The sequence below is a fragment of the Halomonas sp. SpR1 genome (genome assembly GCF_031010175.1).
Classification (GTDB): Bacteria; Pseudomonadota; Gammaproteobacteria; order Pseudomonadales; family Halomonadaceae; genus Vreelandella.
This window is the reverse complement of record NZ_JAUAMB010000004.1, coordinates 111,930-135,691: the sequence shown is the minus strand read 5'-3', so window position 1 is coordinate 135,691 and position 23,762 is coordinate 111,930. Positions and strand designations below refer to the sequence as shown.

The following is a 23,762-nucleotide window of genomic DNA, read 5'->3' as shown; positions in this document are numbered from 1 at the left end:
CAATCATACCGTACTTGACCGGTCGACTGTTACTGACGGCGTAGCATCGAGCCCCGCCCGCTGTCTCAGTTCCAGCCGCCGTTCATAGAGGCCTTTAGCACCCAGTGTGCCCAGCACCAGAACGCCGCCAACCATAGCCATTGGCTGGCTGTTCGGCCAGAATCCACCAGGCCAGCAGCGTGCCTATCACCACTTCAAGCAGTATCAGCAGGCCCACTTCGGCGGAGGGCAGATAGAGTGGCCCACGCTGCAGTAGCGTCACGCCGCAGGGCACAATAATCAGACAGAGCAGGATCACCACGGCAAGTTGGTTAGCTGCGGGCAGGCTCGGTTCGCTACCCGCCAGCCAAAACAATCCCGCAGTACTACCCACAATAAGGCCGTTGAATACCAGCATAGGGCTCATATCCACCCCTGGGCGTGTGCGGCAAAGGGTGAAATTGATCGCCAGGGTGGTCGCCGCCATCAAGGCGAAAGCGTTGCCGATCCAAGAACCTGCGCCCGCGTCATCGAGGGCAATCATGGCGACACCCGCCATACACAGCACTATCGCCAGCCAAGTGCGCCTGGGCAGGCGCTCCTTGAGGATGATCCAGGAAAGCACGGCAGCGATAAGCGGCGAACTGGCCAGTATCATCAGCACGTTGCCCGCTTTCGTGTACTGGTTGCCCAGCACAAAACCGCAGGTCGTCAGGCTGAACAGTAGCGCCACTGCGATGCCCGTCCAGCCGCAGCGACGGTAGGCCGCTAAAGTGCCCCGGCCATAGCGCATCAGGGCGATCAATAGAAAACCTAATCCCGAAAGAAAGCCACGCCACATTAAAATCTCGGCATCGGGCAGGTCGGCAACTTTGATCAGCAGGGCATCCGGCGCCATGATGATCGCACCACCCGCGGTCAACAGCAGGCCCTGCTGGCGATGAGACAAGGTGCTCCAACGGCTCATTTTAATGTTTGCCCCTTTAATGGTTATCCCTGGGCGGATGCTGGCGGGCCACATCACGGTACTTGGAGGCGGGTTCCAATGTCATACCGCGATCCAACGGCTCGACCATACTGCGTTGAATTTCCTGCCAGGGCGTCTGGTGGCCCGGGTAGCGGTAGCCGCCCTGCTGTTCCAGACGCGCGCGGCGCGCTGCCAGTTCACTGTCGTCAATCAGCAGCTGTACTTCGCCGCGTTTGAGATCGACCCGCAGCCGGTCGCCGCTCTCCAGCAGCGCCAAGCCACCACCGGTAGCCGCTTCCGGGGAGGCATTAAGAATCGACGGCGAACCGGAAGTACCCGACTGGCGGCCATCGCCCAGGCAGGGCAGCGACTCGATACCCTGTTTGATCAGCGCCTCCGGCGGCTGCATATTGACCACTTCAGCACCACCAGGGTGGCCTACCGGGCCAGCGCCGCGCATTACCAGAATAGTGCGCGCGTCGATGTTGAGCGCCGGGTCATCAATACGGGCGTGATAATCTTCGGAGCCATCGAATACCACCACCTTGCCCTCGAAGGCCTCGGGGTCGTTAGGATCATTCAGGAAGCGTTCACGGAAGTCCCGCGAGATCACGCTGGTTTTCATCAGCGCTGAGTCGAATAGATTGCCCTTGAGATTGAGGAAGCCTGCGTGCTCGACAAGCGGGTCGGCGTAGCGACAAATCACATCGATATCCTGGGTTTCGCGGCCCTGAAGGTTGTCGCCTATTGAGCGGCCATTGACCGTCAGTGCATCGCCGTGCAGCTTACCTGCGCTGTGTAGCTCATGGAGAATCGCGGGCACGCCACCGGCGCGGTAAAACTCTTCGCACAAAAAGGCACCGGCAGGCATCACGTTGGCCAGCAGCGGAATCTCATGGCCCAGCCGCTGCCAATCATCGTTATCCAGTTCAATGCCCGCATGACGAGCTATGGCATTAATGTGCACCGGCGCGTTTGAAGAACCGCCCAACGCCGAACACGCCACGATGGCGTTTTCAAACGCTTCCCGTGTCAGAATATCCAACGGGCGCAGGTCTTCCCAGACCATATCAACAATCCTCGTACCGGTGTCGTAGGCCACCATGGCCCGCTCTTTATAAGGCGCGGGGATCACCGCCGAGCCGGGCAGGCTCATACCCAGCGCTTCGGCCATGGAGTTCATGGTGGAAGCGGTGCCCATGGTATTACAGTGGCCAATCGAGGGAGCCGAGTCGCTAGCACGTGAGAGGAACTCCGCGTAGTCGATATCCCCCGCCGCCAGGCGTTTGCGCAGCTCCCAGATGATCGTCCCTGAACCTACCCGCTCGGCACCGCGCCAGCCGTTCAGCATTGGCCCACCGGACAGCACAATAGCGGGAATATTCACCGTTGCCGCCGCCATTAGCGCCGCGGGCGTGGTTTTATCGCAGCCGGTGGTCAGCACCACGCCGTCTAACGGGTAGCCATGCAGCACTTCCACGATGCCTAAGTAAGCAAGATTACGATCCAGCGCAGCGGTGGGCCGCCGCACATTTTCGTGAATAGGGTGCATGGGGAACTCGAACGGCACCCCGCCCGCAGCGCGAATACCGTCTTTCACCCGTTTAACCAGGTCGATATGGTGGCGATTGCACGGGGTTAAATCAGAACCTGACTGACAAATACCAATAATCGGCTTACCGCTGGTCAGCTCATCCAGGGTCATACCGTAATTAAGGTAGCGCTCGATGCACAGCGCCGTGGTGCCGGGATGGTCGGGGTTATCGAACCAGTAACGTGAACGCAACTGCTCAGGTGTTATACGTTGAAAATTGGCCATGGTGTCTCTCCACGCCTAAAGTAAATATAAAAAGTCAGTCGGCGCGCTTTAGGCACTCAACCGCCCCACCAACATAATCGATTAAGTAAGATCCCTTAAATATAGGGAAGAGTCGCCATGAAGGTACGCTTTCTTCCCTTCGGCGTCGACACATACAAAAGTATATGTTGAACATATATGGAAAACGTTAGACATTCACCTAAGGGTTGCGGCGCTTACATCGCTATACGTGAGTACCGCTGACATACAACAACAATTAATCACGCTGCAGCTCACTTAGAAGACGCCCTTAGCGGAGCGACCTGCAGCACGCCAGGAGAGTGACGACTATGCACCATCTATGGAAACGCACCCTATTATTGACCGGCGCCACGCTGCTCAGCTCAGGCATGGCTTACGCACAAACCCCCGACCTTTCCGACCCGCCCGAGATTGATGGCGGTACCGTGGGTGACCACGGCAGCGTCACCCTGCGCATGGGGCTTGGCCTGGCGGAAAGCTCGCCTCAATACATCTCCAGCCAGTACTTCGCGGATATTCTTGACCAACGCAGTGAAGGACGCATCACCGTCAACATCTTCCCCAACAGTCAGCTTGGCGATGACGTACAGATGATGGAAATGCTGCAAACCGGTACGCTGGATATGACTTACCCATCGTCTTCCCCTGCTACCGGCTACGTTGAGGAGCTGGCGGTTTTCGACCTCCCTTTCTTGCTTCCCACCCGGGAAGCAGCGATCGAGGCGATGCGAAGTGATGCCGCCCAGGAGATGCTCGACGCCTTCGATGGCACCGGCCTGAAAGCCCTGGCGTTCTCAGAAAACGGCTTCCGCCAGCTCTCCAATAGCGTTCGGGAAGTCGCCTCTCCTGAAGACGTCGCGGGTTTGGACGTGAGTGGTCTAACGATTCGTACCATGGAGAACCCGGTACATTTGGCTATATGGGAGGCCCTGGGCGCCAACCCGACCCCCATGGCTTTTGGTGAGCTGTTTTCCGCCATGGAGCAGGGCGTTGTCGATGGCCAGGAAAACCCCTGGAGCACCATCCTGACCTCAAACTTCCATGAAGTGCAGGACTACGGCTCCGAAACCCGCCACGTCTACACCCCCTTCATCAAGATGATCTCTCAGCGTACCTGGGATCGCCTCGACCCTGAATATCAGGAGCTAATTCAGGAAGCCGCGCTACAGGCAGCCGATTACGAAATCCAGCTTTCCAGCGAGTACGACGACTGGGCACGGGATCAGCTTGAAGAGCGCGGTATGCAAATCACCCGCCTTGATGACGAGCAGATTGCCGCTTTTCAGGAAGCCGTACAGCCGGTTTACGATGAGTGGGCACCGCGTATTGGTGAAGATCTAGTGGCCGAGTTTCAGCGCATAGCTGAATCCTCAATGACGGAGTAAACCCTTACAACGTTGGGGCCTCCCCCTTTCAACCACCGCTTAAAAGCAAATAGTCAAAAGCACTAACGGGGACAGCTACGGCTGTCCCTTTTGCATTCCTGAAGCCTCACAGAATATTGGCAACGGCCGGTAACTAGGCCATACTCACACAAACGTCATGCTAGCATCCTGTCATACCATATGACTTTTCGTTATCGAGCTGGCAGCCAGCAAGCGATCATCATCGGATCGACAACAGTACCGGATCAACAACAATCACACCGGGAACCGCCATGCGACTTAAAGAGAAGACGGCTTTAATTACCGCCGCAGGCCAAGGAATTGGCAGGGCCACAGCACTACACTTCGCCGCCGAAGGCGCGCAGGTCATTGCCACCGACATCAACGCTCAAACTCTTGCCGAACTGGCCAACGTCCCGGGCATTACCACGCGTCGACTCGATGTACTGGATGAGGCCGCTATACAGGGTCTAGCCGCCGAGCTAGGCGCCATCGATATCCTCTTCAACTGCGCTGGCTACGTGGCCAACGGCTCGCTGCTGGAGGGCAGCGATGATGACTGGGAACTCTCCTTATCACTAAACGTGATGGCAATGATGCGCATGATTCGCGCCTTCCTACCTGCCATGCTCGATAGTGGCTGCGGCAGCATTATCAACATGGCCTCGGTGGCCTCTAGCCTCAAAGGCGTGCCCAACCGCTGCGCCTACGGCACCACCAAGGCCGCTGTGCTCGGCTTAACCAAGTCGGTGGCCGCCGACTATATCGGCCAGGGAATTCGCTGCAATGCTATCTGCCCCGGCACAGTGGACTCACCCTCGCTGCGCCAACGCATTGGCGAACAAGCCAGGCGGCAGGGACGAAAAGAAGATGATGTCTACGCCGAATTCATCGCCAGGCAGCCTCAGGGGCGTCTGGGCAGCCCGGAAGAAATTGCCGCCCTTGCCACTTATCTCGCTGCCGATGAGTCCGCCTACACCACCGGCACCGCCCAGATTATCGACGGTGGCTGGCTGATCTGATCACGTAAACCAAGGAACCGATCGATGAAACTATTACGCTTCGGCCCCCGCGGCCATGAAAAACCCGGCTTGCTGGATGCCAATGGGGTTATCCGCGACCTGTCGGCCCATATCAACGACCTGTCCGGAGATTCTCTTGATCGCCGCACCCTCGAAGGCCTTGCTGCTCTGGATGCCACTAGCCTGCCTGAGATAACCGCCGATACGCGCATTGGCCCCTGCGTTGCTAATGTGGGCAAATTCATCTGTATTGGCTTGAACTACTCCGACCACGCCGCCGAGACCGGTGCGCAGGTTCCCCCGGAGCCGGTGGTCTTCAATAAATGGACCAGCGCCATCTGCGGCCCGAATGACGAAGTGATCATTCCCCGCGATTCCGAGAAAACCGATTGGGAGGTAGAGCTTGGCGTGGTGATCGGCAAAGCCGGACGCTACATCGACGAAGCCGACGCCATGCAGCACGTCGCCGGTTTCTGTGTGGTTAACGATGTCTCCGAGCGCGCCTTTCAGCTCGAACGTAGCGGCACCTGGGACAAAGGCAAGGGCTGCGATACCTTCGGTCCCCTGGGCCCGTGGCTCGTCACTCCCGACGAGGTGGCAGACCCTCATCAGCTCCACATGTGGCTCGACGTGGATGGCAAGCGCTACCAGGATGGCAACACCCGCACCATGGTCTATCAAGTGCCGTTTCTGATCAGCTACCTAAGCCGTTTCATGAGCCTGCAGCCGGGCGATGTGATCTCTACCGGCACACCTCCTGGTGTCGGTATGGGTCAACAGCCGCCGGTTTATCTCAAGCCCGGCCAGCGCATGCGGCTCGGCATCGAAGGGCTCGGCGAGCAACATCAAACCGTCGTTGCCGACCAGCAGCGCTGAACCAGGCGACCGAGATACCCCGACAACTCATACCCGGAGCCTTGCCATGAGCCAGACCATTGCCAGTGACCGCGGACAGTTGGACACACTACGTGTGCACGCCGCCGACAATGTTTGCGTCGCCCTGAAGGATTTGCCCGCTGGCACTGATGTCACCGACAACGGACAGCGCATCACGCTCACTGAGGCGATTCGCCATAAGCACAAGTTCGCGCTGACGGCCCTTGAGCCTGGCGACACTGTGATCATGTATGGCGTCGCTGTGGGTCGCGCTACCCGTCCTATCGCTCAAGGGGCGGCCATCACTACGGGCAATACCGAGCACAGCACCGCCAGCACGGTACCTCAAGCCAAGCGCGGTAGCTGGCAGGCGCCTGACGTCGGGCATTTTCAGGGCGCCACCTTCGATGGCTATCATCGTCCGGATGGGAAGGTCGGTACCGCTAACGTATGGCTGGTCGTTCCGCTGGTATTCTGCGAGAACCGCAATATTGAGGTGCTACGCCAGTGCGTCGCCGACGCGCTGGGTGAAGACCCCTTCCGTGAGTACAAACAGTTGGCCCGGCAGCTACTGCATGGCAATGCGGGCGAGCCCTCGCCGCCGCCCCGCGAGCGCCTGTTTCCGAATGTCGATGGGGTGCGCTTTCTGACCCACACCCTCGGCTGCGGCGGTACAGATGGCGACGCCCAGGCACTCTGCCAGTTACTCGCCGGGTATATCTGCCACCCCAACGTCGCCGGCGCTACGGTACTCAGTCTGGGCTGCCAAAAGGCGCAGATCGAGATGATCAAAGCAGCGGTTCAGGCCCGCGACCCACAAAGCCTGCGCCCGGTACACTACCTTGAGCAGCAAGCCAGTCAGAGTGAAACCGCACTGATACGCGAATCGCTTACCACCATTTTCGATGGCCTAGCCACCGCCAACCAGGTCGAGCGCACTCCGGCATCGCTGTCAAAACTCAGCATTGGCGTGGAGTGCGGCGGCTCGGATGGTTTTTCCGGGCTTTCCGCTAACCCACTGGTCGGAGCGGTGATCGACCGCTTGGTAGCGCTGGGCGGCAGCGGTATCCTCAGCGAGTTCCCGGAACTGTGTGGCGTGGAGCACGAACTAATCGCCCGCTGCAGTGACGATGCAGTAGCCGAGCGGTTTAGCGAACTGATGGCGGCTTATCAGCGGCATGCGGCCTTGGTCGGCGCCGATTTCTCAATGAACCCATCACCTGGCAATATCCGCGACGGTCTGATCACGGATGCCATGAAATCCGCTGGCGCGGCAAAAAAAGGCGGTGATAGCCCGGTGGTCGACGTGCTCGACTACACCGAACCACAAACACGCGCGGGCCTTAGCCTGCTCTGCACGCCGGGCAATGACGTGGAATCAACCACTGCGCTGGCCGGTTCCGGCGCCAACCTGATCATGTTCACCACGGGACTTGGCACGCCGACCGGTAACCCGGTCACGCCGGTGCTCAAAATCGCCAGCAACACGACGCTTGCCACGCGTATGAGCGACGTCATCGACTTCGATGCCGGGCCTATCATTCGTGGCGAGGTGGCGATCGGCGAATTGGCCGATCGTCTGCTTGAGATGTGCATTGAAACAGCATCTGGACGTTACCGGCCGCGGGCGGTGTCGCTTGCTCAGTACGACTTCATTCCCTGGAAGCGAGGCGTATCATTGTAGTCGCATAAGGAGCAGCAAAAGCAGCAGCAAAACACGCTGGGTCAATCGGGCGCGAGGCGCTTCTTGAGCTGCATGTAGGTGCCATAGTGGCGATCCAGGTGGCGCCGCATCGCCGCTTCGGCTGCATCCGGGTCACGCGACTCAATGGCCTCAATAATCTCGGTATGCGCGGCGGTGGCAGCTTTGTCTTCGTCCTTTTGTTGCAATACCTGGGCACGTCGGTCGTCCAGCCACTCCGATAGTGCCAAATGCATGGCATCAAAAATAGGGTTGCGGCCGATGCTTGCCAGCACCCCATGGAAATCATTGTCAGAGCGTTTGAAGCGCGCTTCATCGCCAATCGCATCGCGATTATCGGCCAACGCCTCGCGTAGCCGAGCCAAATCTTCTTCGCTGGCATTGCGCGCGGCATAGCGCGCCAATGAAATTTCAAACATGGCCCGCGCTTCTTGAAAATATTGCTGGCCATCGGGCTTGGAAAGCAGTTGCCGCGTCACCCCGGAAAGCCTAGCCATCACCGCTTCTGCGGTAGGGCGAATCACCCTGGCACGGGTGCCGCTATTAATGGCAATTAGCCCAAGCTGCTGAAGATGAAACAGCGCTTCACGCACCGCTGGCCTGCCAACACCAAACTGCTCCATCAACTCCCTCTCCGAAGGCAGTTGATCATTTTCACTTAGCCGCCCCTCGAGGATCTCCGCCTCGAGCTGCTCGGCGACCTGTTCGGACAGCGTTTTTCGCTCGATCCGGTATCTGCTCATAGGCAGTCACCCCTGGTTAACCTGGAATTTTCCGCCATTTTACTGCATTTCTCGTCATTGTCCTTCAAACCAGTCTTCAACCGAGTTGAGTGAGCGGCACTATTCGGTACTGTTTAGCCATCTCGGCATAGGCTAACTGATTGGCGGAATCGAGAGGAATTCCCTGTGCATCGCGCTGCGCTTGGCAACGCCATTCGCGATCCCCGGGGGCTAGCACCTCGGCCCCCTCGGCAGCAGGTTGGGTACGCAGGTCGGCCAAGTACTCGGCCAATCCGCGCGCGAAAGTGTCTTCGTCTACAAACGCATCGGGGTTCATGGCCAGGAAAAAATGCCCTACTCCACGTGGCGTGGTCATATCTGGATCGCCCATGGGAAGAAGCTTAAAACCGTGCTGCATGCCCGATAGCATCGAGCTCAGTATCTCGACCATGCCGCCCAGCCCAGCACCCTTGAAGCCGAAGGCACTGCCGCCCAACGGCAGTAGTGCGGCGATCTTGCTAGGGTCTCGGCTAACCTGCCCGTTGGCATCGGCAGCGACCTGATCCGGCAGTTCACGACCAATGGCGCCGTACTGCTGCACCCGGTTCCACGGTACCGAGCTGGTGGCCATATCCAGCAGATACGGCTCCTCACCCGCTACCGGCGCAGCAAAAGCGATGGGGTTAGTGCCGTGGAAAGGCTTGGCGCCGTCATGCAGCAGCACGAAGGGGTCAGAGTTACAGAACGCCATGCCCAGATAACCGCACTCAACCGCCGCCAAGGCATAGCAGCCAGCCGCGCCAAAGTGCGAAGAATTACCCACCGCGACAGCGCCTATACCGACGTTTTCCGCCATTTCCATGGCGTGCTCCATCGCGGTATAACCCGCCAAGTGCCCTAGCCCATCGTCCGCATCCAAGAACCCCGTTGCGGCCAAGCGCTGGTGAAATTGCATGTTGGGTACGCCGTTAATGCGCCCGCCTTTAAGCGCCTGTAAATAGTGGGGCAGCAGGCGTAGGCCGTGGCTGTCGGTGCCCATCCGCGAGGCTGTCACCAGAGCGCGGGTTACTGCATCAGCGGATGCCTGGTTAGCTCCCGCCGCCGCGAGAACCGCTTGCATAAAACGAGTAAGGTCTTCGCATGCGACACGAAAGTCCAACGTCGAATCGGTCATGGGTTAAACACTCCAGGTCTCAATATTGTCAGTAGCGGGCAGTCAACCCAACACCGGCAGTGCCTTAGCGGTAAATCAGCGTGGGTAGCCACATAGAGATCGCCGGAATAAAGGTGACTAACAGCAGGCAGATCACCAATGGGATAAGGAACGGCATGGTGCCGCGCATGCAGCGCTCAAAGCTGACATTGGAAACCCTTGAAAGCACGTAAAGCACCATGCCCACCGGTGGGGTCAACAGCCCGATCATTAAGTTGAGCACCATGATCACCCCAAAATGAACCGGGTCTACGCCCACTGCAACCGCCATGGGGAGCAGCACCGGCACCAGAATGGTGATCGCGGCGATGGTCTCCATAAAGCAGCCAACGATAATCAGCACAATGTTCGCCATCATCAGCACCGCGAGCTTGCTGTCGGCAAAGGGGCCCATTAAGGCAATCACGTTCTGGGTGACCTGATTACTGGTGAGGATCCAGGCAAAAATCGACGCCGAAGAGACAATAAACAGAATAACCGCGGTGGTCTCGATGGTTTCCATACTGACTTTGAGCAGCTTGCGCCAAGTCAGCGTGCGATAAACCACCACACCCAGTAGTAGCGCATAAAACACCGCGGCCACTGCTGCTTCGGTGGGTGTAAAGGCACCGCTAATAATACCGCCAACGATAATGACCGGCGTTAGTAGCGATAAGAACGCCCGCTTAAAGGTATGGCCGAGGACTCCCATCGAGAACACCGCATCGCGCTGATAGTCCCGCCGACGGGAGATAATAAAGATCATCAGCATCAGCATGGCGCCCATCAGCAGCCCGGGAACGAGACCTGCGGCGAACAGCTGGCCCACCGAGGCGGAGGCCATCACGCCATAAATCACCATCGGCAGGCTAGGCGGAATAATCGGCCCAATAGTCGAGGAAGCAGCGGTAATGCCCACCGCGAACTCTTCATCATAGCCAGCGTCTTTCATGGCTTTGACTTCGATCATGCCAAGACCACCGGCATCCGCCACCGCCGCCCCAGACATCCCGGAAAATACGATGCTAGCGCCGACATTGACGTGCCCAAGCCCGCCGCGCATCCAGCCCATCAAGGCCTTGGCGAAATTGAATATCCGCTCGGTAATCCCACCGTTGTTCATCAAACTCCCGGCAAAGATAAAAAAGGGAATCGCCAGTAGCGGAAAGCTGTCGATGCCATTAATCATGCGGTGGGCTACGACAATATTGGGCACTTGTCCGGTGATCAGCACAAACATTAAACAGGAACCCGCCAGGCTAATAGCGATGGGCACGCCGAGTACTAACATGGTAAACAGAGCGAAAAACAGAAACGCAAGATGGTAGCCCATCAGCGGCAAGATCACGCAGCCAAGCACCGCAAGGGCCGCCAGCAGCGGCGACACGAGCGGCGTTTGCCAACGCATCAAAGTGAGTCGAGACATAGCAGGCCTCTCAATAAAAATGGCGGGGTAAAAAGCGCCCTTTAAACATCATCGTTGCGGTGTTGATACTTGAGATAGAGCCGTTGAACGGTACGCATCGCCATCAATACAAACGCCGCACAAACCGTGAAATAGATGATGCTTTTGGGCAGATCGACGGACACCATCAAGCTGCTAGTGCGCGTTGCCAACTGATAGGTCACCCACGCCATCGCTATATAAAAGATAAGGCTTACGAGATTAACGAGGCGTTCCAACAGAAGCGCTTGCCAAGCAGGCATGTAGTGGTAGAAGAACTCCACCATAATATGGCTGCCGTTGCGGGCGGCCATGATACTGCCCATAAACCCCACTCCAATCAGTAGGTAGCGAGCGATCTCTTCTGTCCAGCCGATTGAGTCACCCATTACGTAGCGGCTAAAGAACTGGGCAAATACCACTAGAATCAGCGCCCAGAACAGTATCAGGGTAGCCAAATCTTCAATGCGGTAATCACTTAGCCTGAACGGGGTATCGTCAAAGGCGGATTCAAAATCGATCATTGGATCGATGGCAGGCGGGGCGTCTTCTCGTTTGTCACTCATGGCACAACACTCCAAACACTCCGCTCAAAAGAGCGGAGTGTCATCAAAGGGTTGGATTATTGGCCGATAGCCTGGAGACGTTCGTAGGTTTCCTCATCCCAGGTGGCAGCATCGCCGTTATGGGCCGGCATGACCGCCTCACGGAAGAGTTCGCGATCCACTTCGTTAACCGTGTTGCCCTGCTCCTCGAACCAAGCCACCAGCTCGTCCTCGGATTTGAGGATATCCTTGGTGTTGTTCTCTGCGGCTTCCTGGAAAACCTCGCGAAATATCTCACGATCCTCTTCGGAGAGCTGGTTCCAGCGTGGCCCACCCACAATAGTGATTAACGAGTCGGTGATATGGCCGGTCAGGTTGATGTAATCCTGAACCTCGTGAAAGGCCTTGGCCCGAATAGTGGGCAGCGGGTTTTCCTGGGCATCCACCACGCCTTGTTGCAAGGCGAGGTAGACCTCATCAAAGGCGATTGGCGTGGGGTTGGCGCCGACGGCTTCCGGCATCATCATGTACATCGGTGCGTTGGGCACCCGAATTTTGAGGCCTTCCATATCGGCAGGCTCGTTGATCTCCTTATTGGACGTCACATGTCGCTCGCCGTAATAGTTGAGCGCCATCGGCACATTGCCGGTTTGATCCTGGTAGCCCTGGGCAATTTCTTGGAACAGCTCGCTGTCTGCGAAAGCCTGCCAGTGATCGAAATCACGGAACATATACGCAGCTCCAGCGATGCCGATGGGCCCATAGGCACGGCCAGCAAACTGCGTGCCGGTGTAAATAACGTCCACCGTGCCGAGTTCAAGCCCTTCATTAATATCCTCCTCTTTGCCTAACGAAGAGGCGGGATGCACCTGCATGGTATAACGCCCGTCGGTTCGCTCCTCAATCTCATCGGCTGCCCATAGCGCCCATTTGTGGAAGGGTTCAGAGGTTTCATAAACATGGGCAAAGCGGAGGTTTTCAGCGGCTTGAACGGCACCCGTAAAGCCGATGCCTGCGGCGATCAGCGTAGCAGTAAGCAGACGGGACATACGGAGATGCTGGCTCTTATGACTCATGGTGTACTCCTCACAACCGTTAGATTTGTTGTTGGTTATTGAGATTTGCTGCTGTCTGTTGCGATGGGTCGTTGTTTATTGTGGCGTGTTGGTTATTTAAGTGGTGACAGCCGACGTAACTGACCGTATTGCTGTATACGTATCATACCACCAGCTTAAAACCTAGTTGGTCGCCTGCAATCGCGCAACTATCCAGATAAGGATTTTAGTCATGCTTATGATAATGCCAGCTGCGAACTGAGCAGCTGCGGGTCGTCCATGGTGATGGCGATTTCATAACATTGCTTAGGCGCAAAATCGGGCGATGAAGTATTCATGGCATTAACTGCCCGCCGTTGACCTCAATAATTTGACCGGTGACATAGCCGCTTACTGTGTCGGCTGCCATCGCTCCAGGGGTCATAGCGTTTACCCAACTAGTTCAGGTGATGAATACTCGCTTGCCCTTCCACTCGTCTAACATGAAATTCTCCTTAACGCTTTTTACTTTTATTGTTGAAAGCCGTGCTTAGCGAAATCGTATCCATCTAGACAGATTTACCTATCGACCCGAAATAGAGCGGTGCGCTAGAGTAGGACATTAACTGGCATACCTGTCATACAACACGACATCCATAACAGGATAGGCGATGGAGCACCAACCGCCAGTCACACACCATTTTTAAAGACTCATTTATTACTGTTCCATTATCACTGTTCCATTATTACTACAGGAGGCACGCATGAACCCACTTTCCGTTACTGACGCCGTTCCCAATGACCTGGACAAAGCGCTGCTGGTTGGCCGCGTCTGGCTGGATGGCCCGCAGGCAGGCCCGGCACTGGTGACCGTGCATGGTGGTCAAGTCATCGATATCACCGAATTTGGCCCGACCATGGCCGACCTGCTTGAACGCGACGACCTGCTGGAGGTAGTAACGCGTGCAAAAGGTCAATCGTTGGGCAGTTTGGAGACGCTACTAGCGAACTCCCAGGCATCGCCAGCGCAAGCACCCTACCTGCTCGCCCCTTGCGATGTGCAGGCGGTTAAAGCGTGCGGTGTCACTTTTGCGGTCAGCCTGATGGAGCGAGTGATTGAAGAGCAAGCGGGCGGCGATCCCACCCGTGCTGACGAGTTGCGTGACGACTTGCAGGCGCTGATCGGCAGCGACCTTTCCAAGATTAAGCCGGGCTCTGAAGAGGCGATGGCACTTAAAAAAGCGCTACAGGCGCGCGGAGGCTGGTCACAATATATGGAAGTCGGCATCGGCCCCGATGCCGAAGTGTTTACCAAAGCGCAGCCGCTCTCCTCGGTGGGTTTTGGCACCCCGGTGGGTCTGCACCCATCATCGCAATGGAATAACCCCGAGCCGGAAATTGTCCTGGCAGTGGACAGCCGCGGCCAGGTGCGCGGGGCTACTCTGGGCAACGACGTCAATCTGCGAGACGTTGAGGGCCGTAGTGCGCTGCTGCTCGGCAAGGCGAAAGACAACAACGCCTCCTGTTCCATTGGCCCTTTCATTCGTCTATTCGATGACCACTTTGATATCGACAGCGTGCGCAACTGCCAGGTATCGCTCCGCATTGAGGGGGAAGACGACGACTTCCTGCTCCAGGGTGAGAGCGATATGCGCGAAATCAGCCGCGACCCGCTGGACTTGGTCAGCCAAACCATCGGTGCTCACCATCAATACCCGGACGGCTTTATGCTGTTTCTCGGCACCATGTTCTCGCCGATTCAAGACCGCAACGGTAAAGGCCAGGGCTTCACGCATCATATGAACGACCGCGTCACCATCGCCACCCCGGCTTTAGGCGCCCTGGTCAACAAGGTTGGCAGAAGCGATCAGCTGCCGCCCTGGATCTACGGCATTCGAGAGCTGATGCGCCACTTAGCGCGTCGCTAATACTGTTCCTGTCAATCAATACGCCACCCACCTCAACGCCAAGGAGAGCACAATGACAACCATTACTCGCGTCGAGATTCAGGATATCCGCTTCCCTACCTCCCGCTCGTTGGATGGCTCCGATGCCATGAACGCCGCGCCAGACTACTCCGCCGCTTACGTCATCCTGCATACCGATGACGGCAGCCCCGAGGGGCACGGTTTAACCTTCACCATTGGCCGCGGCAACGAAATCGTAGTGACCGCCTTGCAGTCACTGTCACCGCTGATTGAAGGGCGAGCACTTGCGTCGATTACCGACAACATGGGTACGTTTTGGCGGGAGATCACTGGTGACAGCCAGCTACGCTGGATTGGCCCCGATAAAGGTGCGATTCATCTCGCTACCGCCGCCATCGTCAACGCGGTGTGGGATATGTGGGCGAAGCGTGAAGGCAAGCCGGTGTGGAAACTGCTGGTGGATATGACGCCCGAACAGTTGGTGCGCTGCCTCGATTTCCGCTTTGTCACCGATGCGCTAACGCCCGAAGAAGCGATCTGTTTGCTGCGCCGCCAAGCCCCTGGCAAAGCAGCCCGTGAAGCCGAAATGCGCCGCGATGGCTACCCTGCTTACACCACCTCCGCAGGCTGGCTGGGTTACAGCGACGAAAAAGTGCGCGGCCTGGCCCGGGAAGCGCTGGCCGATGGCTGGACGCACTTTAAACAGAAGATTGGCGGCGACATCGAAGAGGACGCCCGCCGCGCAGCGCTGCTCCGCGATGAGATCGGCTGGGGCAACGTACTCATGATGGACGCTAACCAGGTATGGGAAGTCGACGAGACGGTCACTAAAATGCGTCGCTTGGCGGAATTTGACCCACTGTGGATCGAAGAGCCCACCAGCCCTGACGATATTCTCGGTCATGCCGAGATTCGCCATCGCGTTGCGCCTATCGGCGTTGCCACCGGTGAACACTGCCACAACAAAGTGATGTTCAAGCAGTTCTTCCAGGCCGATGCCATCGACTACTGCCAGCTTGATGCGGCGCGCCTGGGTGGGCTCAACGAAGTCATTCTAGTAGTGTTAATGGCCGCTAAATTCGGCGTACCGATTTGCCCTCACGGCGGTGGCGTTGGGCTTTGCGAGTACACCCAGCACATCTCACTGTTTGACTACATCGCGGTATCCGGCAGCCTTGAGGGCCGTGTGCTTGAGTACGTGGATCACCTCCACGAGCACTTTATCGACCCGGTGGTCATCAACCGTGGCCGCTACCAGGTGCCCGAAGCGCCGGGTTACAGTATTGCCATGCATGCGGAGTCCCAGGAACAGCACCGTTTCCCCGAGGGTGCGGCCTGGCAGGAAGAGCGTTAATGACGAACACCACAGCCTTTTTAAATGACCTAACCCGCCTGCTCGGCGAGCGGGGTCTGCTGCGAGAGCCGGACGCCATGGCGCGTTATGTGAGTGACTGGGCAGGCGATACCCTGGGCATGCCGCTAGCCGTGGCGCGCCCGGCCCATACCTTGGACGTCGCCGAAGTAGTGAAGCGCTGCTACGACCAGGGCGTCGCAATGACGCCCCAGGGTGGTCATAGCGGTTTGGTGGCAGGCGCCTTGCCTGCTGCCAACGGTCAGGAACTGGTGATCAGTCTGGAGCGCTTAAACAGCGTGCGTGCCATTGACCCAGTTAACTTCACCATCACGGTAGATGCAGGCTGCATCCTTGAGAACGTGAAACTGGCGGCGGCTGAGCATGACTGCGACTTCCCGCTCTCGCTAGGTGCCCAAGGCAGTTGTCAGATTGGCGGCAATATCGCCACCAACGCAGGCGGGCTTAACGTGTTGCGCTACGGCATGATGCGCGAGCTGGTGCTGGGGCTTGAGGTGGTACTCCCCGACGGGCGAGTCTGGGAGAGCCTGAACGCGCTGCATAAAGACAACCGCGGTTACGACCTTCAGCAGCTATTGCTAGGCAGCGAGGGCACCCTGGGCATCGTCACTGGCGCGGTACTCAAACTCTCACCACGCCCGACCCAAAACCGTACCGCGCTGCTTGGCCTGCCCTCTGTTCAGGCGGTGATTGATCTCTACGGTTTGGCGCGACGCGACTGCTGCGATCTGTTGACCGCTTTCGAGCTGATTCCCCGTCGCTGCATTGAGCTTGCTATCGAAGCAACGCCTGAGCTCCGCGACCCGATGGAGAGTGCTTACCCCTGGTACGTGTTGATGGAAGTCGCGGCCACCGGGCCGGTAGATCTCGGTTCGATGCTGGAGCAACTGTTGGAAACTGGCATGGAGCGCGAACTGGTGCTGGATGGCGCGCTGGCCTCCAGCGACACCCAATCCGCCCAGCTGTGGCAGTTCCGCGAAAGTATGCTGGAAGGCCAGCGACGGCGCGGCGAGCACTTGCGTACCGATATCTCGGTGCCTATCTCGGCAATTCCAGACTTCGTCAACCGTGCCAGCGAAGTGGTGATGGCCGCTTCTACCGAGTGCGAAATCATCGCCTATGGGCACGTGGGCGACGGCAATCTGCACTTTAATATTCTGCCGCCATCAGCAATGGCTGACGCAGATAAGAAAGCCTATCTGCATGACTTGGAGGAACAGCTGTTTGGCGTGCTCGACGAGTTCCAGGGCAGCATCAGCGCCGAGCACGGCATTGGTCGCACCAAGCAAGCGGCTTACTTGGCGCGATTATCGCCTATCGAGCGGGAGTTGATCAGCGGCGTTAAAGCACTGTTTGACCCCAAAGGGCTGATGAATCCTGGAAGGATCCTGCCTGCAGAGGAGCAATAACAACGCCAACCTACCCCGTGGAACAGCGCCGCGAGGCTTTTCTACCAGAAACGCCTTGATCAATACCCCATGATATCCGGCAGCCAGGTCGCCAGCCCAGGCACCGCGATCAGTAACAAAATGGTAGCAATAATTGGCAGCAGGAACGGCATGATCGCCGTCACGACCTGGCCGTAGCGCAGCCGGGTAATGCCCACCATCAAAAACAGCACGGTGCCAAAGGGCGGCGTAATCACCCCCACCGAGAGCGTGATCACCATGACAATACCAAAGTGAACAGGGTCTAGTCCGGCACTTAGCGCAGCAGGCACCACAATCGGGGTAAAGATCAGAATGCTTTCAATCACCGACATAAAGCAGCCGATCAGCAAGAAGAACAGCGCAAAGCAAAGCAGTAGTGCAAACATGGGCATATCGATGCTGGCGACTTGGCCTGCCAAGGCCTGGGGAATGCCCATGCGCACCAGAATCCAGCCGTAAAAACTGGAGACCGCAATAATCAGCAGGATTACCGCACTAAACATCAGGGTGCGGCGGAAGGCGTTGTAGAGATCCCGCCAGTTCAAATCCCTATAGATCAGGCCACCCAGAATGACCGCATAGAGCGAGGCAATCGCGCCCGCTTCAGTCGGCGTGAAAAAGCCGCCCCAAATACCACCAACAATAATCGCCGGCATCATCAACGGCAGGATGGCACGCTTACCGGTGCGTGCCACTTCGCAGGCATCAAAGGGCGTAGGTGTTGGCATCACTACCCGGCCAGTGGTGGCCAGCAGTATGGTCATGCCCATTAGCAGCAGCGCCATCAAAATACCCGGCAGCAGCCCCGCCATAAACAGCCCGCCAATACTTACATTGGCCAGCCAGCCGTAAACCACTAGCGCGATGCTGGGCGGCAGTATCGGCCCGATAACGCTGGAGGCGGCGGTAATGCCGGTGGAGTAATCCAGCGCATAGCCGCGCTCTTTCATGGCCTTGATTTCGATGCTGCCAAGTCCCGCCGCATCAGCCACCGCAGTGCCCGACATGGTGGCAAAGATGGAGCTGGCCACCACGTTTGCGTGGCCTAGACCGCCCTTGGTAAAGCCCACCAAGGCGGTGGCAAAGTCAAAAATCCGCGTTGTCGTCGAGCCAATATTCATAATATTAGCGGCCAGAATAAACAGCGGAATCGCCAGCAGCGTAAAGTTATTGAGTGTTTGCACCATGCGCAGCGGCAAAAGCTCGACAGGCAAGCCACCAGTCCCGGTAAATACCAAGGCGATAAACGAGGTGACACCAATCGCAACAACCACCGGCAAGCCAATCGCCATTAGCACTAACAGGCCGCCGACAAAAATCAGTAGCTCGGTCATGGCTGGGAGGCCTCCTCTACATGAGAGTTTTCCAACCACGCTACCGGGCCACGCAGGGTTTGCCATAGAGCAATCAGCGCCATGCCCGCAAAACTGAAGAAAACACCATAGTAGAGATAGCTAAAACTGATACTTAACGAGACGGTTTTATTGTTGGCGCTCATATCCGACATTATCCATGCGCCCCAGGCGGCGAGTAGAAAAAAACCGCAAGAAATCAGCGACGCGAGCCGATACTGGATGTTTTTTCCTAGCCCTGAAAGCTTGTGACTGAACAGATCTACTACTAGATGCTCACTGCGCACCCACGCCGATAGCGATCCAAAGCCAATCGCATAAATCGCCAGCATGGTCGCCACCTCTTCCGTCCAGGGCATCCCCAGCCCCAGGAGGTCGCGGGCAATAACCGCCGCTACGATAAGTAGCAGAATGGCCGCCATTAACGCAACGCCAATCCCATCGCATAGGCGGGTGACGCCGCGCAGCGCATAGAAAGCAATTCGATCCGGCCCTTTATTGGGCGCTACCGCGTCTTCCACAGCAGAACTCCTTACCCTGACGTTTTTTTATTTGTTATGAAAACTTACTTGTCTTGAAAATTAACTTGTCATGAAAAACCGCGACTGCCCTGGGGACCGCCGCGGTTTTTTCCCAAGGGGTGTTACTCGCTCTGGTTACCCAGCGCATCTTCACGAACACCGTCGGCCATTTCAGCCATGACACGATCTATCGCCGGCAACGCTGCCTCGCGGAAAGGCGCAACATCCGGCTCAATGACGGTCATGCCTTCTTCCTGAAGGGCTTCCAGATAGAATTCGTCAAGCTCGCGTTCGCGCTCTGATCCGTATTGACGGGCGACGTCAATCGCCTCTTCGATCAACGCCTGGTCATCTGCTTCCAAGCCATCCCACCAGCGCGAACTGGCCACCCAGCTCCACGGGAACTGCACGTGGCTGGTCATAATCAGGTAGTCCTGCACTTCCCATAGGCGACGGGTATAGGGTGAGGAGAGCGAGTTCTCGTGGCCGTCGACTTGGCCGGTCTGCATGGCGAGATAAATCTCTGGCGCCGGCACGTTGACTACCTGGGCGCCGATCTCCTCCCACACTTCCAGCCATACCGGAAGCGAAGGCAGGCGCAGACGGAAACCCTCCAGATCAGCCGGCGTGTGAATTTCTTTGTTAGCGGTCATGTGGCGGGGGCCGCGATGCTGCAAACCAAAATACTTCAGGCCGCCCTGGTTTTCTGCTTTCTCAACCAGCGCCTGGCCGGATGGGCTCTCCATATAGGCGTCCACTTCATCCCAGGTGGTGAACACAAAGGGAACCGTAATGGCATCATATTCAGGCGCATACTGTTGGCGCCAGTTGCCACCGGTAATGGAGAGCTGGGTTTGGCCCAGGTTGAGCAGTTCCAGCACGGCGTTCTCACCGCCCAGAGAACCGGCTAAAAAAGGACGCACTTCAAAGCGGCCAGGCGCCTGCTCCTCTAAATATTCAGCAAAGCGTTCCACCGCGGCGCTTTCCGAACCGCCTTCGCTCATAGTGTTGTTGACTTGGATTTCGATCGGGTTAGCCAAGGCGAACGGAGCCGCCGTTAGCACGCCCAGGGTAGCCAGCGTGGCAAGTAGTTGTTTCCGCATGGGAGGACTCTCTACGGTTGTCGTTATTGGGTGTGGTGCTGCTTCGATCTTGAAACAAGCCGCCAAGGGTCTCAAATCGACGTTCAAGAAGGCTGGCTTCGTCAAATACGATGTCTCGCCTCTAGCCTCTAGAGTGTGTCTTCATTCTGATGATTCTGGGTGAGGTAGTCGACTAAATGGCGAGCAGTGGCCGGAAGCGTGGCGTAGCGGCGCATACCAATTACCAATTCCCGCTGGGCCCATGGGTCGCTGAGCGGAATACTTTTCAACTGCAAATCGCCCAGATCACGGTAGATGGTTTGCTCCGGCAGTACGCCCACGCCCATACCGTGGTGAATCATGCGGCAAATGGCATCGAAGCTGCGTACCTGAATGCGCATACGCAGCGCTTTACCGGCCAGGTTAGCTTGTTCATTCAATAGCGATTGCAGCGAGGCATCCTGTTGCAAGCCGATAAAATCAAACGCCAGAGCTTCGTTAAAGGCGATGCTTTCACGCTCGGCTAAGGGGTGGTCGATGGGCGTCATCAATACCAGTCGATCATGCCGGTAGGAGAGCTGCTGGAGCTCGGGTGCCGCGACATGCCCGGCGAAAATGCCGATATCGGTCAGCCCATCGCGCACCGCGGTGATGATTTCACTGCTCACTCGCTCCTGGAGATCGATCTTAATCTCCGGGTAAAGACGCGAAAAAGCGCTGAGATCCTGGGGTAGAAAGGCAATGATCGCCGAGGTATTGGAGTGGATGCGCACATGGCCCCGTACGCCCTCCCCATATTCGCTAAGCTCTGCGTTAAGGCGTTCAATGTTATCCATAATACGACGGGCATGATGCAGAAATGCTTGGCCTGCAGGCGTCAGCTCCACCCCTCGCGGGCGACGATAAAGCAATGTCGTGCCCACCAGCGCTTCCAGGTCGCTTATCCGTTTGCTCACCGCGGCAAGCGCCAAGTGTTCGCGCTCGGCCGCCGCAGTCAGACGCCCCTCATCTGCTACGGAGATAAACAGTTTAAGGGTGACAAAATCGAAGCGGCGCATACAACGGACTCCTTGAAAGCAACCTGCTTATGCTAGCGCACACCTTCGTCACCGACGAACCCTTTGTTACCGATTGCCTAATTGTCGGCCTTGAACAGCTCACGCATGCTGGCAAACAGTGATAAACCAAAGATAAGAGAGCGCCTTAATGAATGCTTCCGAAGCTCGCCAGCTTCCGCTACAGGGCTTAAAAGTTCTAGAGCTTGGTCAACTGATTGCGGGGCCTTTCGCCACCAAACTGCTGGGTGAATTCGGTGCCGATGTGATTAAAATCGAACCGCCCGGCACCGGCGATCCGCTTCGCAAATGGCGAATGATCGAGGAAGGCACTTCGCTCTGGTGGCATGTGCAGACCCGCAACAAGCGCTCGGTGGCGCTGGATTTGCGCAGCGAAGAGGGCCAAGCCCTGGTGCGCCAACTCGCCGCCGAGGCCGATGTGGTGGTGGAAAACTTCCGCCCCGGTACGTTAGACAACTGGGGACTGGGCTGGGAGGCACTCTCCAAACTCAATCCACGGCTGATCATGGTGCATATTTCCGGCTACGGGCAAACCGGGCCTTACCGCGACAAACCCGGTTTTGGCGTTATTGGCGAAGCCATGGGCGGGCTGCGCTACCTCACCGGCCAGCCGGGGGAGCCTTCGGTGCGCGTTGGGGTGAGCATCGGCGACTCACTCTCCGCGCTCTACGCCGTTATCGGCACCCTGCTGGCACTCCAAGAGCGTAACCGCAGTGGCCTTGGCCAGGAAATCGACGTTGCGCTATATGAATCGGTATTTGCAATGATGGAGAGCCTGCTGCCAGAGTTCGATGCCAGCGGCCAAGTGCGTGAACCCAGCGGCAGCGCCCTACCCGGCATCACCCCTTCCAACGCCTACCGCTGTCAGGGTGGTGATTATGTGCTGATTGCCGGTAACGGCGACAGCATCTTTAAGCGCTTGATGTGCGTTATTGGTCGTGAGGATTTAGCCAACGACCCGGCGCTGGCCCATAACGATGGGCGCAGCCAGCAAGCGGAGATGATTGATGCAGCCATTCAGGCGTGGACGGAAGAGCGCCCGCGCGATGCTATCTTGCAAGCGCTCGACGACGCTCGCGTACCCGCAGGCTATCCCTATACCGCTGAAGATATTGCCTTTGACCCTCACTACCTGGCGAGGGAAATGATTCAAACCTTCACCCGTGCCAACGGCGAACCGCTAAAAGTACCCGGCGTACTGCCTAAGCTTAGCGCTACCCCTGGGCGACTCGGCGACGGCGGCCCAACGCTAGGTCAGCACACCGACGAAGTGCTTGATGAGCTGGGCATTGATCACGAAACCCGCGCCAAACTGCGCCAAGCGGGCATTATTTAAGGAGTTTGTTATGCGCCAGTTTTCACCGTGCCCCACTAAGATCGAGATCAACGAAGTCGCCCCGCGGGACGGCCTGCAGATTGAGGCACGCTTTGTAGCCACAGAAGACAAAATTCGCTGGATCGACGCGCTCTCTACCACCGGCCTACGCCGCATCGAGGCGACCTCGTTCACCTCACCCAAGGCGATCCCCAACCTACGTGATGCTGCTGAAGTGGTAACCGGTCTTCAACGTCGGGAAGGGGTCGATATCACCGTGCTGGTACCTAATGTAAAGGGCACCGAGCGAGCACTTGCCTGCCAGGTGGATGAAATCAATCTGGTGATGTCCGCTAGCAATAGCCACGGGCTGGCGAACCTGCGCATGACACCCGAGCAATCCCTTGAACAGTTCGCCGCTATTCTGGAAGTGACACAGGGAAGCGGCGTATTTATCAACGCCTCTCTGTCGACGGCCTTTGGTTGCCCCTTTGAGGGAGAAATCCCCGAAACGCGCGTGCTGGAACTGGTCGGAAAACTAATCGACTTAGGTATTCAGGGCATCACGCTGTGCGACACCACCGGCATGGCCAACCCCGCCCAGGTCAAGCAACTGTGTGAAGCGGTACTTGGACGCTGGCCTGAAACGCCGTTTACGCTGCACTTCCACAACACCCGCGGGATGGGCTTGGCAAATGCGCTAGCGGCGTGGCAGGCGGGCATTACCCGCTTCGATGCTTCGCTAGGCGGGCTAGGCGGCTGCCCTTTCGCCCCCGGCGCCAGCGGCAATGTATGCACCGAAGATTTGGTGCATATGTTTGACGCCATGGGCGTCGATACCGGTGTCGACCTGGATGCCCTGCTTGAGGTCGCCGCCACCCTCCCCGACCTTATCGGCCATGACGTTCCGGGGCAGGTGGTAAAAGCCGGGAAATCGACCCGGCGTTATGCGATGCCAGGGCGGTAAGTCGCTTAGCC

At 57.5% G+C, this 23,762-nt stretch carries 19 protein-coding genes and 1 pseudogene; 9 read left to right on the top strand and 11 right to left on the bottom strand.

Going from position 1 to position 23,762, the window contains the following annotated elements; genetic code table 11:
• Window positions 1-3: 3 nt before the first annotated feature.
• Both QT231_RS04905 and QT231_RS04900 read right to left on the bottom strand, forming a co-directional pair.
• Window positions 4-946: pseudogene (locus QT231_RS04905) on the bottom strand (DMT family transporter).
• A 16-nt stretch (window positions 947-962) separates the two neighbouring features.
• Window positions 963-2,765, bottom strand: coding sequence for an IlvD/Edd family dehydratase (locus QT231_RS04900; protein WP_308335802.1), 1,803 nt, complete (start codon window positions 2,763-2,765; stop codon window positions 963-965).
• 329 nt (window positions 2,766-3,094) lie between these two features.
• Between QT231_RS04900 and QT231_RS04895 the strand changes: the two genes are divergently transcribed.
• The 4 genes from QT231_RS04895 (at window position 3,095) to QT231_RS04880 (ending at window position 7,753) form a co-directional block, all read left to right on the top strand.
• Window positions 3,095-4,171: a TRAP transporter substrate-binding protein gene (locus QT231_RS04895; RefSeq protein ID WP_308335801.1), complete on the top strand. Its 1,077-nt coding sequence runs from the start codon at window positions 3,095-3,097 to the stop codon at window positions 4,169-4,171.
• 272 nt (window positions 4,172-4,443) lie between these two features.
• Window positions 4,444-5,193 (top strand): SDR family oxidoreductase, encoded by a 750-nt coding sequence (locus QT231_RS04890; protein WP_308335800.1) that lies wholly within the window; start codon window positions 4,444-4,446, stop codon window positions 5,191-5,193.
• A 24-nt stretch (window positions 5,194-5,217) separates the two neighbouring features.
• Window positions 5,218-6,069 carry a fumarylacetoacetate hydrolase family protein gene (locus QT231_RS04885; RefSeq protein ID WP_308335799.1) on the top strand — a complete coding sequence of 284 codons (852 nt, stop codon included), beginning with the start codon at window positions 5,218-5,220 and terminating at the stop codon, window positions 6,067-6,069.
• Between the two features lie 46 nt (window positions 6,070-6,115).
• Complete coding sequence (locus QT231_RS04880) at window positions 6,116-7,753, top strand: altronate dehydratase family protein (RefSeq protein ID WP_308335798.1); 1,638 nt, start codon at window positions 6,116-6,118, stop codon at window positions 7,751-7,753.
• Between the two features lie 41 nt (window positions 7,754-7,794).
• Here QT231_RS04880 and nanR read toward each other — a convergent pair whose 3' ends face one another.
• The 5 genes from nanR to QT231_RS04855 form a co-directional block, all read right to left on the bottom strand.
• Entirely contained in the window at window positions 7,795-8,514 is a 720-nt protein-coding gene (gene nanR / locus QT231_RS04875; protein WP_308335797.1) for a transcriptional regulator NanR, read from the bottom strand.
• 76 nt (window positions 8,515-8,590) lie between these two features.
• The gene (locus QT231_RS04870) at window positions 8,591-9,667 is read right to left on the bottom strand and encodes an Ldh family oxidoreductase (protein ID WP_308335796.1); all 1,077 of its coding nucleotides are present in this window, start codon (window positions 9,665-9,667) and stop codon (window positions 8,591-8,593) included.
• A gap of 64 nt (window positions 9,668-9,731) precedes the next feature.
• Window positions 9,732-11,111, bottom strand: a complete 1,380-nt coding sequence (locus QT231_RS04865; RefSeq protein ID WP_308335795.1) for a TRAP transporter large permease — start codon at window positions 11,109-11,111, stop codon at window positions 9,732-9,734.
• A 41-nt stretch (window positions 11,112-11,152) separates the two neighbouring features.
• The gene (locus QT231_RS04860; RefSeq protein ID WP_308335794.1) at window positions 11,153-11,695 is read right to left on the bottom strand and encodes a TRAP transporter small permease; all 543 of its coding nucleotides are present in this window, start codon (window positions 11,693-11,695) and stop codon (window positions 11,153-11,155) included.
• Between the two features lie 56 nt (window positions 11,696-11,751).
• The gene (locus tag QT231_RS04855) at window positions 11,752-12,750 is read right to left on the bottom strand and encodes a sialic acid TRAP transporter substrate-binding protein SiaP (protein ID WP_308335793.1); all 999 of its coding nucleotides are present in this window, start codon (window positions 12,748-12,750) and stop codon (window positions 11,752-11,754) included.
• Window positions 12,751-13,472: 722 nt separating this feature from the next.
• On the opposite strand from QT231_RS04855, the gene QT231_RS04850 reads away from it, so the two are divergent.
• Genes QT231_RS04850 through QT231_RS04840 form a run of 3 tightly spaced genes read left to right on the top strand, consistent with a single transcriptional unit; the run spans window position 13,473 to window position 17,417 of the window.
• Window positions 13,473-14,636, top strand: coding sequence for a fumarylacetoacetate hydrolase family protein (locus QT231_RS04850; protein ID WP_308335792.1), 1,164 nt, complete (start codon window positions 13,473-13,475; stop codon window positions 14,634-14,636).
• Between the two features lie 52 nt (window positions 14,637-14,688).
• Window positions 14,689-15,990: an L-fuconate dehydratase gene (locus QT231_RS04845; protein ID WP_308335791.1), complete on the top strand. Its 1,302-nt coding sequence runs from the start codon at window positions 14,689-14,691 to the stop codon at window positions 15,988-15,990.
• Window positions 15,990-17,417 (top strand): FAD-binding oxidoreductase, encoded by a 1,428-nt coding sequence (locus QT231_RS04840; protein WP_308335790.1) that lies wholly within the window; start codon window positions 15,990-15,992, stop codon window positions 17,415-17,417. The genes QT231_RS04845 and QT231_RS04840 overlap by 1 nt, the downstream gene beginning before the upstream one ends.
• 59 nt (window positions 17,418-17,476) lie before the next feature.
• On the opposite strand, the gene QT231_RS04835 is transcribed toward QT231_RS04840, so the two are convergent.
• From QT231_RS04835 to QT231_RS04820, 4 genes are all read right to left on the bottom strand, one after another.
• Window positions 17,477-18,772 (bottom strand): TRAP transporter large permease, encoded by a 1,296-nt coding sequence (locus QT231_RS04835; protein WP_308335789.1) that lies wholly within the window; start codon window positions 18,770-18,772, stop codon window positions 17,477-17,479.
• A complete protein-coding gene (locus tag QT231_RS04830; RefSeq protein ID WP_308335788.1) occupies window positions 18,769-19,311 on the bottom strand; it encodes a TRAP transporter small permease in 543 nt (180 codons plus the stop codon). The genes QT231_RS04835 and QT231_RS04830 overlap by 4 nt, the downstream gene beginning before the upstream one ends.
• 122 nt (window positions 19,312-19,433) lie before the next feature.
• On the bottom strand, window positions 19,434-20,414 hold the full coding sequence (locus QT231_RS04825; protein ID WP_308335787.1) for a TRAP transporter substrate-binding protein: 981 nt from the start codon (window positions 20,412-20,414) through the stop codon (window positions 19,434-19,436).
• A 128-nt stretch (window positions 20,415-20,542) separates the two neighbouring features.
• Window positions 20,543-21,451 (bottom strand): LysR family transcriptional regulator, encoded by a 909-nt coding sequence (locus QT231_RS04820; protein WP_308335786.1) that lies wholly within the window; start codon window positions 21,449-21,451, stop codon window positions 20,543-20,545.
• 148 nt (window positions 21,452-21,599) lie between these two features.
• Between QT231_RS04820 and QT231_RS04815 the strand changes: the two genes are divergently transcribed.
• The gene (locus tag QT231_RS04815; RefSeq protein ID WP_308335785.1) at window positions 21,600-22,805 is read left to right on the top strand and encodes a CoA transferase; all 1,206 of its coding nucleotides are present in this window, start codon (window positions 21,600-21,602) and stop codon (window positions 22,803-22,805) included.
• A 10-nt stretch (window positions 22,806-22,815) separates the two neighbouring features.
• Complete coding sequence (locus QT231_RS04810; protein ID WP_308335784.1) at window positions 22,816-23,751, top strand: hydroxymethylglutaryl-CoA lyase; 936 nt, start codon at window positions 22,816-22,818, stop codon at window positions 23,749-23,751.
• Window positions 23,752-23,762: the final 11 nt, after the last annotated feature.

Bases quoted from the DNA above. Each gene is read 5' to 3' on its own strand.
- QT231_RS04900 (WP_308335802.1), bottom strand. From the start codon at position 2,765: ATGGCCAATTTTCAACGTATAACACCTGAGCAGTTGCGTTCACGTTAC.
- QT231_RS04895 (WP_308335801.1), top strand. From the start codon at position 3,095: ATGCACCATCTATGGAAACGCACCCTATTATTGACCGGCGCCACGCTG.
- QT231_RS04890 (WP_308335800.1), top strand. From the start codon at position 4,444: ATGCGACTTAAAGAGAAGACGGCTTTAATTACCGCCGCAGGCCAAGGA.
- QT231_RS04885 (WP_308335799.1), top strand. From the start codon at position 5,218: ATGAAACTATTACGCTTCGGCCCCCGCGGCCATGAAAAACCCGGCTTG.
- QT231_RS04880 (WP_308335798.1), top strand. From the start codon at position 6,116: ATGAGCCAGACCATTGCCAGTGACCGCGGACAGTTGGACACACTACGT.
- nanR (WP_308335797.1), bottom strand. From the start codon at position 8,514: ATGAGCAGATACCGGATCGAGCGAAAAACGCTGTCCGAACAGGTCGCC.
- QT231_RS04870 (WP_308335796.1), bottom strand. From the start codon at position 9,667: ATGACCGATTCGACGTTGGACTTTCGTGTCGCATGCGAAGACCTTACT.
- QT231_RS04865 (WP_308335795.1), bottom strand. From the start codon at position 11,111: ATGTCTCGACTCACTTTGATGCGTTGGCAAACGCCGCTCGTGTCGCCG.
- QT231_RS04860 (WP_308335794.1), bottom strand. From the start codon at position 11,695: ATGAGTGACAAACGAGAAGACGCCCCGCCTGCCATCGATCCAATGATC.
- QT231_RS04855 (WP_308335793.1), bottom strand. From the start codon at position 12,750: ATGAGTCATAAGAGCCAGCATCTCCGTATGTCCCGTCTGCTTACTGCT.
- QT231_RS04850 (WP_308335792.1), top strand. From the start codon at position 13,473: ATGAACCCACTTTCCGTTACTGACGCCGTTCCCAATGACCTGGACAAA.
- QT231_RS04845 (WP_308335791.1), top strand. From the start codon at position 14,689: ATGACAACCATTACTCGCGTCGAGATTCAGGATATCCGCTTCCCTACC.
- QT231_RS04840 (WP_308335790.1), top strand. From the start codon at position 15,990: ATGACGAACACCACAGCCTTTTTAAATGACCTAACCCGCCTGCTCGGC.
- QT231_RS04835 (WP_308335789.1), bottom strand. From the start codon at position 18,772: ATGACCGAGCTACTGATTTTTGTCGGCGGCCTGTTAGTGCTAATGGCG.
- QT231_RS04825 (WP_308335787.1), bottom strand. From the start codon at position 20,414: ATGCGGAAACAACTACTTGCCACGCTGGCTACCCTGGGCGTGCTAACG.
- QT231_RS04820 (WP_308335786.1), bottom strand. From the start codon at position 21,451: ATGCGCCGCTTCGATTTTGTCACCCTTAAACTGTTTATCTCCGTAGCA.
- QT231_RS04815 (WP_308335785.1), top strand. From the start codon at position 21,600: ATGAATGCTTCCGAAGCTCGCCAGCTTCCGCTACAGGGCTTAAAAGTT.
- QT231_RS04810 (WP_308335784.1), top strand. From the start codon at position 22,816: ATGCGCCAGTTTTCACCGTGCCCCACTAAGATCGAGATCAACGAAGTC.